The sequence below is a fragment of the Pseudomonas fluorescens group sp. PF-1 genome (assembly GCF_054481335.1).
On sequence record NZ_JBTMNG010000001.1, the window covers coordinates 2,123,874 to 2,138,374 of the forward strand.

Consider the following 14,501-nt stretch of genomic DNA (forward strand, 5'->3'; position numbering starts at 1 on the left):
GTGGCCCAACGCAAATTGCCAGAGGGAACGGTATGTCTTCGATCATCAAGCCGGTGGGTGCTGCTGACACCCATCAGGCAGCTGCAGCGTTGTGTGAGTTGTGGCCGAAATACTCACCGGCGGAGATTACCTCCAGGATCGACGAGATGCTTCGCCCCAATGGCTACCATCTGATCGGCTTGTGGGAAGAAGGCCAGGCGTCGGCAGTTTGCGTATTGGGCTACAGGATTCAATATTCACTGTGGCTGGGGAAGTCGCTCTACATCGTGGACATTGCAACCCTGCCTCAAAGTCGCGGCAAGGGTTACGCCTCGCGATTGGTGGCTTGGGCTGAAGAGGAGGCTGCGCGTCAGGGTTGCGCGGCAGTGCATCTTGACTCCGGGGTCGGTATGGACAGAGCGGCTGCTCATCGTCTCTACATGCAACGCCACTACCAGATTTCCTGCCATCACTTCCTGAAACGCCTGGATTGATGCGCAGGAACCTATGACAGATGACTTGAGGGAGCAGGGTCAGGATCGTCTGGCAGAGGCATGGCTTTGCTCCACAGCGAGTGAAACCACAGTCCAGGAGGCGGGTGCTTGAGTGGATCGCAGGCAAAGAAAAGCCCGGCACGAGGTCGGGCTTTACTGTTTGGGGTCAAATCCTTTTGTATGCTCAATCTGCGCTCCATTCTGTGAGCGTTTCGTGAAAAGCACGTTGCCGAAATGAAAAAAGCCCGACACTTGGTCGGGCTCTTTGTAGATGGGCCAAATCCCTTTGGCTGCCTGCATTGTGCGGGGTCGATGTGACGAAGGCGTGACAGGGCGGATGTGAGAAGCCCGCCGCCGGTACGGGCTTTTTGATGACGGGGTCGGGTTGGTTATCGATTGAAGCGCTCGACCAATGAGTGCTGGGTGGACGCAGTTCTGGTCAGTTCTTTGCTCAAGTCCGCTGACTGGTGCGCTTGTTCCGAGGTTTGATCGGCCAGGTGGGCGATGGTTGTGATATTGCGGCTGATTTCCTCGGCAACGGCGGTTTGCTCTTCAGTGGCGCCGGCAATCTGCGTGGTCATCTCGGTGATGTGAGCAACCGCTTCACTGATACCCACCAAGGCCTTGTCTGCCTCAAGCACCCACGTCACGCCTTCTTCGGCCTGACGCTGACCACGCTCCATGGATTGCACAGCGTTATTGGACGACGTCTGGAGCTTGGTAATCAGGTCATGGATCTGGGTGGTGGATTGCGAGGTGCGCTGTGCCAGCTGACGAACTTCATCGGCCACTACGGCGAATCCCCGGCCCATGTCGCCGGCACGTGCCGCCTCGATGGCGGCATTGAGTGCCAACAGGTTGGTCTGATCGGCGATGCCTTTGATCACGTCAACGACGGTCCCGATTTCATTGCTGTCCTTGGCCAATTGCGCAACCGTCAGCCCGGTTTCACCGACGACAGTGGAGAGGCGTTCGATGGCCTCGCGGGTGTCTCGGGCCACATCGCGGCCGCGACCCGTGAGCAAATTGGCTTGTTGGGTGGCATCCGCCGTGCGCTGGACGTGGCTGGCGACTTCCTGGGTGGTCGCTGCCATCTGGTTGACGGCGGCAGATACTTGCTCGGTTTCGACGCGCTGGCGATCAAGGCCGGTTGAGCTGTCAGTGGCCAGCAGGTCAGATTGTCCAGCCAGCGCACTGAGTTGCTCGGCGGTGTCTTGCAGGCGCGTCAGGCAAGTCTTCAGTCGCGCGGCCTGACTGACGAAGGCCGTCTCCAGACGGGCTTGTGGTCCGCGCGCATCGCTGTACATCCGAGCGATCAGTGCGTCGGAGGTCGAGGGCTCGGCCATCTGTAACAGGCGCAGAGTTCCCCGAGTATGCCAGCGCGAAGCGAGCAAACCGATCGGCACGGCAATGCCTGTGGCCACGGCTATTGCCACGGGAGCGCTGAAGAACAAACCGCTCAAGGAACCCACCAAACCCATGGCGACATAGGGCAAAGAGCCCGATAGAGCGGGCAGCCAGCTGTCTTGCCGAGGGATGGCCGGCTTTCCCTGACTGATGCGCTTATAGAGGGATTCAGCACGGCGGACCTGATCAGCCGTCGGCTTGACCCTGACCGATTCAAAGCCGACGACCTGGCTGCCTTCAAATACTGGAGTGACGTAGGCGTTGACCCAGTAGTGATCGCCATTTCTGGAGCGATTTTTGACGATACCCATCCACGGGCGGCCTTGCTTGAGCGCACCCCACATATGGGCAAATACGGCAGGGGGGACGTCAGGATGACGGACGATATTTTGCGGGGCACCAATCAGATCGGCTTTATCAAAACCACTGATCTCTACGAAAGCGTCATTGCAGTACGTAATGACACCTCGAACATCTGTCGTCGAAATAAGCTTCTGCTGAGGTGCGAGTGAAATCTCACGCTGTGTGACAGGCTGATTATTTCTCATTCCGACTTGCTCCTTGGTTCCTTTGAGAGGCCATCGACTAGTACGAGAACAAGGTTAGTGTCTTTTTCTAAAAAAAAATTTATAAAAATGAGTTTTATTCGTGTTGCTAGCTGTTTTTGGATCTGTATTGCCCGTATGGATAGGCTATTGATTTTGATAGGAAAAAGTCACTCCCTCAGCCTCTCTTCAGCCTGGTGTTTTCAGTGGAGTGGTCGGCACATTAATGGCTTTGACTTTGTTGAAAATTTGGCGAGTTGTGGCCAGAAAGTGCAAATAGATAGTCATGCGTGAAAGAAGCCCGGCCACTGCGTCGGGTTTTTTATGGAGGCTCCATTCCCTGACTATTCTCATTTGACCTGAAATGGCAGAGTGAATTTACATATGAAGCGCAATTGGAATTACATCAAGGCACTTCTTGAGCAAGTCGAACAGGCCAATAGAAAGGGAATTCTTCAAGAGCATGCTCTGAACGTAGCGCTTGGTCACGACATTCATGACCCAGCCAAAAAGGAGCAGGCGACCCATGCACTCCAGCTCATCGTCAAGGAAGCATTCGTGGAGAGCACCGTGGACGCCTCAGGCGTCGAGACTTTGATCTCGCTGACGTGGCGAGGCCATGACCTGCTGGATGATATGAGAGCGAACGTCGCCAGGTACGAGTTCAAGCACTTTCATTAAGTCTTTTCTTGCCAAGCCCCGCCATCACGCGGGGTTCTTTGTGCCTGCGATTTCCCAAATCCCTCTAAGCCTCTGGTTGACCCACTCGTCAATGGCGCGCGCGCATTGCGGGTGGAAGGCCCTCAATTGGAGGCGGTTATCCAGCCACGCATTCAATTCGTAAAGGGCCACACGCACCGCGCGAGGGTAGTCCTCCAGAGTGGCAAGCAAGCGCTGCCTGGCGCCTTCAGTTGGCTCAATATCTCTGGTCTGAATGTATTGAGTGATGAAGCGCTCGATGCAGCAGAACTCTGATGATGACAGATGGATCATGCTGAGATTTGTTGAGCGTGTGCCGTTAGCTGGAGCGAACATCCATGATTCCTTGCTTGTGCATGCGGAGACTTAAAGCTCGTTATTCGGGGTGTTTGTAGTGGGGTGGAAGAAAAGGCGGGGCGGATGATACTTATTTCCATGCGTCGTGTACGTATATCAACACGCCATCATCGACGAACGGCGTAAGACTTTAGTCTTATTATTCGAGGTGAGTTGCCGCAGTTAACGAACAGGTATTGGCTGCGGTTTTCCATCGGCTTCTGCCCGACCGGGAAGGCCTGGCACCGCGCTCCCTACCCAAAGTCGGACGGCTGGCGTTTTCTGGCCCCGTCGAATATCTGGGTAAGGTCGGCGAAAAAGCGGAAGGCTTGACGGTGAGCGCCGCGATTGACCACGGTGCGGAACGGTGCCCGAACATCATGCTCGGGCACACACCATTGACTGACGTGTTGTCGAGTGCCGGGTAAAGGCCCTTGGTAAAAGGGCGTTGTAGTTCGGCATTGCCATCCCGACAGGCAAGCCTTGGCCAGAGGACGATCAGCGTTTGCGGCTTCGCCGTTTTTAGGTGTCCGGCCAAACTATCGACAGGTCTGGCCGAGAGGCTCTTCCGCTGACTTGTGGTGCTGGCAGGCGGTGTCGGTGGCCAAAGGCCGGTTCAATAATGTGCTTACTTCAAACTCTTGAGATAAGCGATGAGGTGCTGACGACTCTGCGCATCGGGCTGCCCCGGGAACATCATCATGTTGCCAGGCAGCAAGCTGGCGGGGCTTGTCAGCCACTTGTCCAGGTTGGCGTCATTCCACTGCAGCTTGGCGCCTTGCAGGGCGGCGGAATAGGTAAAAGCCGGTGCCTGGGCGCTGGCGCGATTGAACACGCCGTGCAGGCTCGGCCCCATCAGGTTCTTACCCGCTTCGGGGCTGTGACAGAAACCGCATTGCGTACTGAAAAGGGCCTGGCCCTGAGCGACGTCGCCCTGGGCTTGCGTCAGAGGGGCTGCCAGCAACAGGGCGCTGGCAACGAGCAGTTGTACGTGGGTCATTTCGTTTCCTACAAATAGCAAAGCCCCGCCAAGACAGACCTGGCGGGGCCTCAAGAGCAATCAGAATGAGTTGGCGAGGTCGATGCCCGACTTGCCTGGTGCCAGAATGTTGTTCGGGTCCAGCGCACGTTTGATGGCATGTTCAAGTTTGCGTTTCACAGGGCCGTAGCTCTGCGCAACCCGATCCTGGAATGCTGTGTTGACGCGGTAGACGGCGTAGCCTTCCTTCTCGAATACATCGAGCAGTTCGGCAAAGCAGGCGTTAGCGCGTTTGGTCTCTTCTGGGTTGGAGCGGTCATACAACACGTCGATGACGTGGTGCATGTCGCGCCAGCCGACGATGAACTCGCCGACATAGTCCAGACCGTGCTTGTTGAGGGTCTTCTTGGCCAGCGCCTGCTGCTTGTCGCACTCGCTGCCTCGGGCCTGGCTCACCGGTGCGAACCACATCGAGCCGCCGCCGCCACGCCAGTTGTACAGGCCAAATTCCTGCAGGTTAGGCACCCCGGACATCAACTGGGCCCGGTACTTGAACGGCTGAGTGTCGCCGGCCTCTTCCTGGGTGACGATGCGCCCCTTGCCCAGTTGCTTCAGGGCTCCAGTGACAATATTCCAGTTGACGTCGACCTGCTCCTGGGTGCCGTACAGCGCGGCATAGACGTTCCAGGCGCCGAGATTCTTGTCTTTCTGAATTTGCTTGAGGATCGCGTCAGAGGTCGCGCCCGGCTCGGTGGTGTAGTCGGAGCGGCGGGTGTTGCAGGTGGATGCCTCCCAGAGTACGCCTGCAATGACGACCGAGTTCGGAATGACCTGGGCGATGCGCAGCGGGCGGATGAATTCGACGATTTCGGCGATGTCCGACTCGTTCTCGAACTTGATCTCGAACGGTTTGAATACCGGCGGTTTCGGCATCAGCCAGAAACCCATTTTCGTGCAGATACCATAGTTGGCTTGGGTGAACATTCCGTCCAGCGTCGGGCCATAGCCCCACTTGAATACCTGCCAGGCATTGTCACCTTTCACTCCGCCCATGCCGGTTCGGTACACATCGCCGTTAGCCAGTACCACTTCCATGCCGCACTGCATCAGAAAGTGTTCGCCATAGGGTGTGTAACCCACGCCACGATCCATGGTGTTGCCCAGTGGTCCGGCGATAGCCGACGGTGCAGAGAACGACAGCATCAACGGCAGCTGGTGTTCCTGGATGTAGTCGTATAGCTGCTGATAGGTCACCCCCGGCTCTACCAGGGCGGTACACAGTTCCGGGTCGACGTGGAGGATTTTGTTCATTTTCTTCAGGTCAAGTATGACTTGACCTCGCTGGCCTGGCGCGGCCGAGCCGTAACCGAAGTTACGACCCGTGGAGATGGTCCACACCGGGATTTTGTGTTCGTTGCAGATCTTCACCACCCCTTGCACCTGTTCGACGGTGGTGGCGGTGACGGCGGCAGACGGCGTGTGCTCGGCATTGTCCACGGCGATCATGATCTTGCTGTACGGGATCAGTTGATCATCTTTGGTCAGGACGTTTTCATCGCCCAGCAATTTGCGAAACTTGGCGATTGCTTGCTCGAAGTTTGCGCTGTTGACGCCGCGCGGGAGCAGGGGCTTGTTGTTTTTCTCAGTCATTTGGTTAGCTCCTTCAAGCCTCGATCGAAAACGAAACGAAATTACCGGTCAGCGGCGATGGGCGGCTGGCGATCAGTGGCGCTTGGCCTGTGTTGGCGGTGCCCAGGGCGGCAAGGGTGTAGCCCAGCGTGGCTGCCCATTGCTCGGAACCGGCAGTGCTGCGTGCGGCCGCGGACACTTGCAGCGGGGCCTGTTGGCCATGCAGGCGGTATTCGCTGAGGCTGAAGCCCGTGCCGCAGGCGTTCAAATTCAGGCCCAGTTGCGGGGCGCAGCCACTGGCGACCTCGGCGCTGAGCAGGTGGTGCTGCGAGGCATGGGTCGTGGCGCGGTGCTGGCCGATCCACTGCACGCGAGCGCCAGCGCTGCGCGCCAGGTCAATGATCAGTGCGGCACTGGCATCGTCGACCAGGCCGATGATGCGTTGTGGTTGACCACTGCGCAGGCGTTTATCCAGGCCGAGCATGAAGCTCAGACCGAGGTCGGTACGCTGAACCTTGACTTGCCCGCCTGCCGGGCTGGCGCTAATTCCCTGAAGGAAGGCCGACTCGGCGACTTCGCCGCTGACCAGGGCCAGGGTCGGCAGAACCGGATGGGCCTGACTGCCCATGACACGATTGGCCATGGTCAGACCCGAGCTGCTCATGGCCACGCCGGCCAGGCCGCCCAAGGCCATGCCCTTGAGCAGTACACGACGTTCTATGTTCATGCCTGACTCCTCAAGGTTTGGCCGCGGGGGCGGAGGTTTTGGAAATGTATTCGGCCACTTGTTGCAGCGAGTTGTCGTCGATGAACGAGGCGGGGAAGGCCGGCATGGCACGGAAGCCGTGGCGTACGATCGCAGTGATGTATTGCGGTGGCAGTTGGCGACCGGTGATTTGTGGGCCGACCTTGTTTTCGTGGCAGTGGCCACACACCTTGGCATAGACGTTTTCGCCGCCTTTCCAGACGCCGTCGCCATCGGCAGCGGCATGACCAGCCAGCACGATAAACGGCAGGGTAAAGCAGGCAACAAGGGTCCGTTTCACAGCAGGGCTGTTGAGGAGTGAGTGCATTTCGTACTCCATATTCTTATTGGTAGGTTGGTTCATGGAAGGCCGGATTCGGGTCAGAACGGATACGGCCTTGGGGCGTGTTGCAGGGTGATCCAGTGGTCGGTGGTGAACTCGTCAATGGCCCAGTCGCCGTTGAAGCGGCCAAGGCCGGAATTCTTCTCACCGCCGAAAGGTGCGTTGGGTTCGTCGTTGACCGGGATGTCGTTGACGTGGGTCATGCCGGCGTGAATGCGTTGGGCGAATTGCACGCCGCGCTCCAGGCTGGAGGTGAACACAGCGCTCGACAGTCCATATTCGCTGCGATTGGCCAGTTCCAGGGCATGCTCGGAATCGCGGGCGGATTGAATCCCGACCAGAGGGCCAAAGATTTCTTCACGGGCGATCTCCATGTCGGCAGTGACCTGGCCGAACACGTGAGGCGGCAAGACGTTGCCCTGGGCTTCCCCGCCAACCAGCAACGTGGCGCCTTCGGCCTTGGCGGTGGCGATCTTTTCTTGGAGGCCAGCCAGTTGCTTGCTGTTGATCACCGGGCCGATCACGGTCTCGGCTTTGCTCGGGTCGCCGTAAGGCAGGGCTTTGACGCGTTCGACAAAGCGCTGGGTGAAGGTTTCCAGCAGCGGCTGCTCAACGATGATGCGGTTGATCGCCATGCAGATCTGGCCCTGGTGAAGGAACTTGCCGACCACGGCGGCGTTAACGGCTTGCTCGATGTCGGCATCGGCCAGGACCACGAACGGGCTGTTGCCACCCAACTCGAGGGCGACATGCTTGAGGTGTTCGCCGCCGCTGGCGATTCGGCCGATATTGCGTCCGACCTGGGTCGAGCCGGTGAAGGAAATGAACGCCGGTACCGGGTGCTCGACGAAGGCGTCGCCGATTTCCGCGCCGGAACCGACCACCACGCTGAGTACGCCTGCTGGCAGGCCGGCTTCCTCGAAGATACGCGCGAGCAACAGGCCGCCGGTGACGGGGGTGTCACTGGCCGGCTTGACCACCACGGCATTACCCAGCGCCAGGGCGGGTGCCAGGGAGCGGGCGGTCAGGTGCAGGGGGAAGTTCCACGGGCTGATCACGCCGATCACGCCCAGCGGCTTACGGTAAACGCGGCTTTCCTTGCCCGGGATGTTGGACGCAATAATACGGCCATGCACGCGGCTTGGCAGGCTGGCCGACTCCAGGGTGATGGCGCGGGCGGCGCCCCATTCGATTTGCGCCTTGATGCGCGTACTGCCGGACTCGCGGATGATCCAGTCGATGATTTCTTCACGACGCTCGTCGAAGATCTTCACCGCGTTGAGCAGCACCTGGCCACGCTCGGCCGGCCCCTTGGCAGCCCAATGGGCCTGGGTCTCGCGTGCCTTGCGATAGGCTTCGTCGAGGTCATCGCGATTGGCCAGTGTGATCTGCAACAAGCTTTTCTGGGTGAAGGGGTCGAATACGTCCAGCGGACGACCGGCGCTGCCGGCGCGCCATTGTCCGGCGAGGGGTTGCAGTTCAAGGTTTTGATAGGCAAGACGAGTAACGTTCATGGAGTTTTCTCTCTTATTGGTGCGAAAGGGCATCGATCAGGGGCGCCACCGATGATCGAAGACTTTTTGCGGTTTATCGTGGCAGGAACCCGGGGATGCTCCGGCTCAGCCATGGGGCTGGAGCGAGCAGGCGGCCTGGCTCATCACCTGCGGATAACAACTATCGTGCCAAGCCTCGGCGCGATGGAAAATACTCAATAAAAACAAGTAGTTAGTCGTATTTGTGATGACCGTGGCACGTTCATGGGGCGACGTTATAGTCGCCAGCGCGGAATTTTATGAAGAGGATGCTGCAGGCCGCTGAAAGCTCAACGCCCGGTTTTTTTTCGGTTTTATCTGTGCGGTTATCGGACAAATGTGGGGGCGCATGGCAGGTGGTCAGTCACTGACGGATTGACCGTGCGGGTTGTCCGGGCATACTTGAAACTTTACTTCCCTGCCGCCTGTTGACCCTATGACTCCTAATAACAATAGCCGTCCTGCCGATGAGGAATTCCTCAAGCAGATGCTCGGCAGACAAAAGCGCTATATCGTTGACCGGGCCAGCCAGTTTGGTGCCAGCGGCCTGCCTTCGGCCGAGCAATTGGCTGAAACGGTGGCTTTCGCCCCCCAGGACGGAAGCATCTGGTTATGTGGCCAGCGGGTGATGCTGCTGCAGGGCTCTGCCTTTGGCGCCATTCGCCGCGAACTGATTGATGCGCTGGGCTTCGACAAGGCACGCGGCCAGTTGACCCGCATTGGTTGGCAGGCTGGAGCACGCGACGCCGCCCAGGTCAGCGAACAATGGCCGGAAGGTGATCACGCCAGTCTGTACAGCGCCGGCCCACGACTGCACATGCTCGAAGGCATGGTCAATGTCGAGGTGGTGCGCTTCGAGATCGACTCGGGTATCGGGCACTTCTATTCCGAATTTCTTTGGCACAACTCGCTCGAAGACGACGAACACATTGCCGCCTACGGCCTGGGGGGCGAACCGGCTTGCTGGATGGAGATCGGTTATGCGAGTGGTTATGCGTCGTCACTGCTCGGTCGACTGGTGGTGTTTCGCGAGCTGGAATGCCGTTCGATGGGGCATAAAGCCTGTCGCATCGTCGGCAAGCCGGCCGAACAGTGGGACGATATCGACGTTGACCTGGCGTATCTGGATCCGAGTGACTTTCTCAGTCGCAGCACTTACACCTCGGGCGTTGAGACCACCGTTGCCAAACTGGAAGAGCCTGTAGACGGCAAACCGTTGGTGGGTATTTCGGCTGCGTTTGTCGCGGCAAGCCAATTGCTGCAACGTGTCGCGCCGACGCAGGCGACGGTGTTGTTGATCGGGGAGTCGGGCGTCGGAAAAGAGCTATTCGCCCGAACGCTGTACCAATCGAGTTCCCGGCAGCACATGCCGCTTGTGGCGCTCAACTGCGCGGCCCTGCCGGAGAATCTGGTGGAGGCCGAATTGTTCGGTGTCGAGCGGGGGGGCTTCACTGGCGCCGAGCGTTCGCGGCCCGGGCGTTTCGAGCGAGCCCATGGCGGGACGTTGTTCCTCGACGAAATTGCGACCTTGAGCCTCAGTGCGCAGAGCAAGATTTTGCGAGCCCTGCAGGAAGGTGAGATCGAGCGAGTCGGTGGTACGGCGCCGATCCGCGTGGATGTACGGATTATCGCGGCGACTAACCTGGATCTGCGTCGCGAGGTTGAGGCCGGGCGTTTTCGTGAAGACCTGTTCTACCGACTGAATGTTTTTCCCATTCATCTGCCACCGTTGCGGGAACGTCGCGAAGATATCCCATTGCTGATGAGTTATTTTCTGCGCCATTTCAGCTTGCGCCATGGGCGTAAGCTGGCGGGGTTCAGCACGCGGCTGGTCAACGCGCTGCTCACTTATCGGTTTCCCGGCAATATTCGTGAGCTGCAGAACCTGATCGAACGCGGTGTGATTGCCGCCGGTGACGGTGAGGTGATCGACATGGTGCATCTGGCCGAAGCTGGAGCGCCGTTGATGGCGACGGCCATTGGCCTGACCCCTCAAGGGCGTTTGTCTGCCGTTCAGCATGAGGCGGCGGATAAGGTGCCGACACCTGCGCAATCAACGGAAGAAGAGGGAGGTGCAGACGCACTTCGCGAGCCCGTTCTGGAGAGTTTGCAGGCCTTCGTTTCCGGGCGCCAACGGGTGTTGAATATGTCCCTGGAAGAAATCGAGCTGCGCCTGGTGCGCCTGGCGCTCGAGCGCTCGGGGGGAAACATCACTGCGGCGGCACAAATGCTCGGCATGAGTCGCGCGCAGGTCAGTTATCGCCTCAAGGGGAGCTAGGGTCGAAACCGGCAAGCGGGCCATGCAACGCCCCATGATCTGATGGTCATGGGGCGTTGTCATGGGTGGCGTCGGGGTAGGCTCAGAGCGGGATCGTGAATTTCAGCCAGTAGGTCTGGCCATCGGCACGGTTGCGGACGCCGGATTCATCTTGCCATTTGGCGCTGAGAAACCAGCCATCCTTGCTGGCGTATTGAATGGCCGGGCCGACGGAGAAGGAGCTGCCGCGGTTGCCGTCAGCGGCCTCGACAGCGGCTGCGGCGGCGCAATGAGCGGCGCTGCACTGGTCATCGCTCACTTGTTTATAGGCGTGGCCACCGATGCCCAGTACCCAGCCATTGCCCAGGCCCCAACCAAGGGTGTAGTCGGCATGAAGCTCGCGGCCGGACTGGTAGTGGGTGTCCTGGTTTTCGAAGTTGTAATCGTACATCAGGCGCATATCGGCGTTGAAACCCGTGGGGTCCATGTAGGTCATGGCATATACCGCTTGTACGGTGTAGTAGTTAGTGCCGAGGTTGACCAAGTCGTTCTTGTCATACTCGCCGCCGGTAGGCACCACGAAGTCGACACCCATGGCGGTGTGGAACTTGTCGCTGTGGTGGAACCCGATCACCGGACCCAGGTGAGCGTCGCCCAGGCCGCGCTTGTGTTCGTGCGGACCGTTCTTGATGTTCAGCCGTATGTCATTGAGCGGTAGCAGTGCGTGGAAGCCGAGGTTGCCACCGAGTACTTGCTGCTCGGTGACCCAGACAAACCGTGGCACGAGCGTCGTGACGCGCAGGTCGATGTCGGCCACTTTGTCGCCCGCGTTATCGCGCAAGGTGTCGGCCATATAGTTGCCGACGAACAGCTGCCCGTAGGTGCCCGGTGGCGGCAGAACCCCCATGCCGTAGATTTCGATACCCATTGGCCAGGAGGAGACACCGCCTTCGGTAGCCTGAACCAGTGATGTGCTGTCGGCCAGGAGCAGGCCAGCGCTGAGGGCAAGGGAAGTGCAGTGAGTGAGAGTTTGACGCATGAGAAGTCCAGCCTTTTTATTGTTGTGAACGATGCGGGATATGAATTCCCGCAAGGTCGCTTCTCAACTATCGTGCCAACTCAAATGATTAATTAATTCGTTTAAAATCAATGACTTGATAATTAATTAGGGCAATTGAAATCTCTTCTTGCGGCGCTATCGGCGGTTTTTGTTAAGAGAATTCGGCTGGCCGCGGAAAGTTCGAATGTTCAGGTCTCGCTGTCGCCATGCCTGGCCGCATGGCGGAAGGCATTCGGAGTCTGGCCACTGAGGCGGCGAAAAAAGCGCGAGAAGTAGGTGGGGTCGCTGAAGCCGAGATGATCGGACAGATGGCTGATACTCATGTTGGTATAAATCAAGCTTCGTTTGGCTTCCAGCATCACACGCTGGTGAATCATTTGCAGCGCCGTTTGCCCTGTCAGTTCCCGGCACAAGGTATTGAGATGCACATTGGAGAGCCCGATGCGATGAGCAAAGGTATCGACGCAAAGGTGCTCGCGGTAATGCTGCTCTATCAACCTGATGAAGTGGCCAAGCATGTGTTGATTGCGCTCGCCAAGGTTGCGTGGTGAGGTCTTCATTTGTCGTTGTCGACTGATCCAGACCATCAGTACGCTGACCAACGAGTGCAGTTGCAGGTCACGGGACGGCGCGCTGTTCAGGTATTCGTGGTGGAGTGCGGTGAACAGGGGCGTCAGATAGCGGCGCTCGCGTCCGACCGGGTAACAACCCGTTGAGGCTAAAACAGTCAGGGGGGCGCCCATTTGCTCCTCCAGCCGGGCGACCAGGGGAGCACTCAGGGTCAGGACGTAGCCTTCGATGTTTTCCGAGAAATGAAAGCCATGCACCGTCATGGGCGGGACGACCTGAATGGCCGCTTCCAGCACATCACTGCGCTTGCCCTCGATCTCGACCACGGCCTGGCCGCGCTGGACATATAGAAGCTGAAACAGGTCGGCATGGCGGTGTGGCTTGATCTCCCAATGATGCAGGCTGCTACGTTTGGGAATGGACTCACAGTGCAGCAAGTCAGACGTTGGCCACGTCTGGCTTTCTCCGTACAACTTAAATACAGGGATGTTAGTGAGACCTGTTTTCATTGTTCAACCGACCTGCCGGGAGCTAATAAGAGGAGGTAGTGCGTTAACCGATAATCGAACCAAATTACTAAAAGTGCAATTTCTCGTGGGTTTTATCCCCTGTTTTTCGAAAATTTGTCAGTAAAAATGCAAGGGAAGAATAAATCTAAAACATCCGGCCGCTGTTCCGCATCGGCTGGAGTGCTTACGAGAAGCCAAAATAATGAAAACTCAGATCGCTATCATTGGTGCGGGTCCTTCCGGTCTTCTGTTGGGCCAATTGCTGCACAAGGCCGGTATCGACAATGTCATTGTCGAACGTCAAACGCCTGAATACATCCTCAACCGTATTCGTGCCGGGGTGCTGGAGCAAGGCACTGTCGACATGCTGCGCGAAGCCGGTGTCCACGAACGCATGGATGCCGAAGGCCTGGTCCACGACGGCGTTGAGTTGCTGGTTTCCGGCAAGCGCGTGCGTGTTGACCTGAAGGGGCTGACTGGCGGCAAGACGGTAATGGTCTATGGCCAGACCGAGGTGACTCGGGATTTGATGGACGCCCGCACCGCCAGTGGCGCTCCAGTCATCTACTCAGCCGCGAATGTGCAACCGCACGAAATGAAGGGCGAAAGTCCCTACGTCACCTACGAAAAGGATGGCCAGACTCATCGGATCGATTGCGACTACATTGCCGGTTGCGACGGATTCCACGGGGTTGCCCGACAGAGCATTCCCGCAGAGGTGCTCACCCACTACGAGCGCGTGTATCCATTCGGCTGGCTGGGACTGCTGTCCGACACCCCGCCGGTCAACCACGAGTTGATCTATGCCCACCACGACCGTGGCTTCGTGTTGTGCAGTCAGCGCTCGCTGACCCGCAGCCGTTACTACCTGCAAGTACCGCTGACCGACAAGGTCGAGGAGTGGTCCGACGAACGCTTCTGGGATGAGCTCAAGGCACGTCTGCCACAGGACGTTGCGCAAAAGCTGGAGACCGGTCCTTCGCTGGAAAAGAGCATCGCGCCGTTGCGCAGCTACGTCGTCGAGCCGATGCAGTACGGCAAGTTGTTCCTGCTCGGCGACGCCGCCCATATCGTGCCGCCAACCGGTGCCAAGGGCTTGAACCTGGCCGCCTCGGACGTGTGCTACCTGTATCGCATCCTGGTCAAGGTCTACAAGGAAGGGCGTACGGACTTGTTGGAGAAATACTCCGAATTGGCACTGCGCCGTGTCTGGAAGGGGGAGCGTTTCAGCTGGTTCATGACCAACCTGCTGCACGACTTCGGCGATCACAAGGACGCGTGGGACCAGAAGATGCAGCAAGCCGACCGTGAATATTATTTCAACTCACACGCCGGTCTGGTCAACATCGCAGAGAACTACGTGGGCCTGCCCTACGAAGACATCGAGTAATCCACTTCTACCGCGCCCATCGTCAAG

14 protein-coding genes and 2 pseudogenes are annotated in these 14,501 nt (G+C 58.3%); 6 read left to right on the forward strand and 10 right to left on the reverse strand.

Annotated features, from left to right (window positions below; translation table 11 throughout):
• Positions 1 to 32 precede the first annotated feature (32 nt).
• Complete coding sequence (locus ACX3YD_RS10155; RefSeq protein ID WP_103405571.1) at positions 33 to 473, forward strand: GNAT family N-acetyltransferase; 441 nt, start codon at positions 33 to 35, stop codon at positions 471 to 473.
• Positions 474 to 862: 389 nt separating this feature from the next.
• On the opposite strand, the pseudogene ACX3YD_RS10160 reads toward ACX3YD_RS10155, so the two are convergent.
• Positions 863 to 1,852 (reverse strand): annotated as a pseudogene (locus ACX3YD_RS10160) (methyl-accepting chemotaxis protein); the annotation flags it as partial.
• Positions 1,853 to 2,152: 300 nt separating this feature from the next.
• Positions 2,153 to 2,428 (reverse strand): annotated as a pseudogene (locus tag ACX3YD_RS10165) (PAS domain-containing protein); the annotation flags it as partial.
• Between the two features lie 381 nt (positions 2,429 to 2,809).
• Here ACX3YD_RS10165 and ACX3YD_RS10170 point away from each other — a divergent pair.
• Positions 2,810 to 3,106 carry a DUF2513 domain-containing protein gene (locus tag ACX3YD_RS10170; protein WP_103405569.1) on the forward strand — a complete coding sequence of 99 codons (297 nt, stop codon included), beginning with the start codon at positions 2,810 to 2,812 and terminating at the stop codon, positions 3,104 to 3,106.
• 24 nt (positions 3,107 to 3,130) lie between these two features.
• Here ACX3YD_RS10170 and ACX3YD_RS10175 read toward each other — a convergent pair whose 3' ends face one another.
• The gene (locus ACX3YD_RS10175; protein ID WP_458959850.1) at positions 3,131 to 3,460 is read right to left on the reverse strand and encodes a hypothetical protein; all 330 of its coding nucleotides are present in this window, start codon (positions 3,458 to 3,460) and stop codon (positions 3,131 to 3,133) included.
• 197 nt (positions 3,461 to 3,657) lie between these two features.
• Here ACX3YD_RS10175 and ACX3YD_RS10180 point away from each other — a divergent pair, with 197 nt between their 5' ends.
• A complete protein-coding gene (locus tag ACX3YD_RS10180) occupies positions 3,658 to 3,888 on the forward strand; it encodes a hypothetical protein (protein WP_458959851.1) in 231 nt (76 codons plus the stop codon).
• A gap of 200 nt (positions 3,889 to 4,088) precedes the next feature.
• On the opposite strand, the gene ACX3YD_RS10185 is transcribed toward ACX3YD_RS10180, so the two are convergent.
• From ACX3YD_RS10185 to pchA, 5 genes are read right to left on the reverse strand one after another with little or no spacing between them, the layout of a single operon-like run.
• Positions 4,089 to 4,460 (reverse strand): c-type cytochrome, encoded by a 372-nt coding sequence (locus tag ACX3YD_RS10185; RefSeq protein WP_458959852.1) that lies wholly within the window; start codon positions 4,458 to 4,460, stop codon positions 4,089 to 4,091.
• Between the two features lie 60 nt (positions 4,461 to 4,520).
• Positions 4,521 to 6,089, reverse strand: a complete 1,569-nt coding sequence (locus ACX3YD_RS10190) for an FAD-binding oxidoreductase (RefSeq protein ID WP_090463253.1) — start codon at positions 6,087 to 6,089, stop codon at positions 4,521 to 4,523.
• A gap of 13 nt (positions 6,090 to 6,102) precedes the next feature.
• On the reverse strand, positions 6,103 to 6,795 hold the full coding sequence (locus tag ACX3YD_RS10195) for a hypothetical protein (protein WP_458959853.1): 693 nt from the start codon (positions 6,793 to 6,795) through the stop codon (positions 6,103 to 6,105).
• 10 nt (positions 6,796 to 6,805) lie between these two features.
• On the reverse strand, positions 6,806 to 7,141 hold the full coding sequence (locus ACX3YD_RS10200; RefSeq protein WP_047530808.1) for a c-type cytochrome: 336 nt from the start codon (positions 7,139 to 7,141) through the stop codon (positions 6,806 to 6,808).
• A gap of 53 nt (positions 7,142 to 7,194) precedes the next feature.
• Positions 7,195 to 8,670, reverse strand: a complete 1,476-nt coding sequence (pchA, locus tag ACX3YD_RS10205; RefSeq protein ID WP_458959854.1) for a 4-hydroxybenzaldehyde dehydrogenase — start codon at positions 8,668 to 8,670, stop codon at positions 7,195 to 7,197.
• A gap of 51 nt (positions 8,671 to 8,721) precedes the next feature.
• Here pchA and ACX3YD_RS10210 point away from each other — a divergent pair, with 51 nt between their 5' ends.
• Both ACX3YD_RS10210 and ACX3YD_RS10215 read left to right on the forward strand, forming a co-directional pair.
• Complete coding sequence (locus tag ACX3YD_RS10210; protein WP_458959855.1) at positions 8,722 to 8,871, forward strand: hypothetical protein; 150 nt, start codon at positions 8,722 to 8,724, stop codon at positions 8,869 to 8,871.
• Positions 8,872 to 9,124: 253 nt separating this feature from the next.
• Positions 9,125 to 10,966, forward strand: coding sequence for a sigma-54-dependent Fis family transcriptional regulator (locus tag ACX3YD_RS10215; RefSeq protein ID WP_103405563.1), 1,842 nt, complete (start codon positions 9,125 to 9,127; stop codon positions 10,964 to 10,966).
• An 82-nt stretch (positions 10,967 to 11,048) separates the two neighbouring features.
• Here the strand turns inward: ACX3YD_RS10215 and ACX3YD_RS10220 are convergent, their stop codons facing one another.
• Both ACX3YD_RS10220 and ACX3YD_RS10225 read right to left on the reverse strand, forming a co-directional pair.
• A complete protein-coding gene (locus tag ACX3YD_RS10220; RefSeq protein WP_458959856.1) occupies positions 11,049 to 11,984 on the reverse strand; it encodes a SphA family protein in 936 nt (311 codons plus the stop codon).
• A 209-nt stretch (positions 11,985 to 12,193) separates the two neighbouring features.
• On the reverse strand, positions 12,194 to 13,084 hold the full coding sequence (locus tag ACX3YD_RS10225; RefSeq protein ID WP_103405561.1) for a helix-turn-helix domain-containing protein: 891 nt from the start codon (positions 13,082 to 13,084) through the stop codon (positions 12,194 to 12,196).
• Positions 13,085 to 13,286: 202 nt separating this feature from the next.
• Here ACX3YD_RS10225 and pobA point away from each other — a divergent pair, with 202 nt between their 5' ends.
• Positions 13,287 to 14,474, forward strand: coding sequence for a 4-hydroxybenzoate 3-monooxygenase (gene pobA, locus ACX3YD_RS10230; protein ID WP_458959857.1), 1,188 nt, complete (start codon positions 13,287 to 13,289; stop codon positions 14,472 to 14,474).
• Positions 14,475 to 14,501 lie beyond the last annotated feature (27 nt).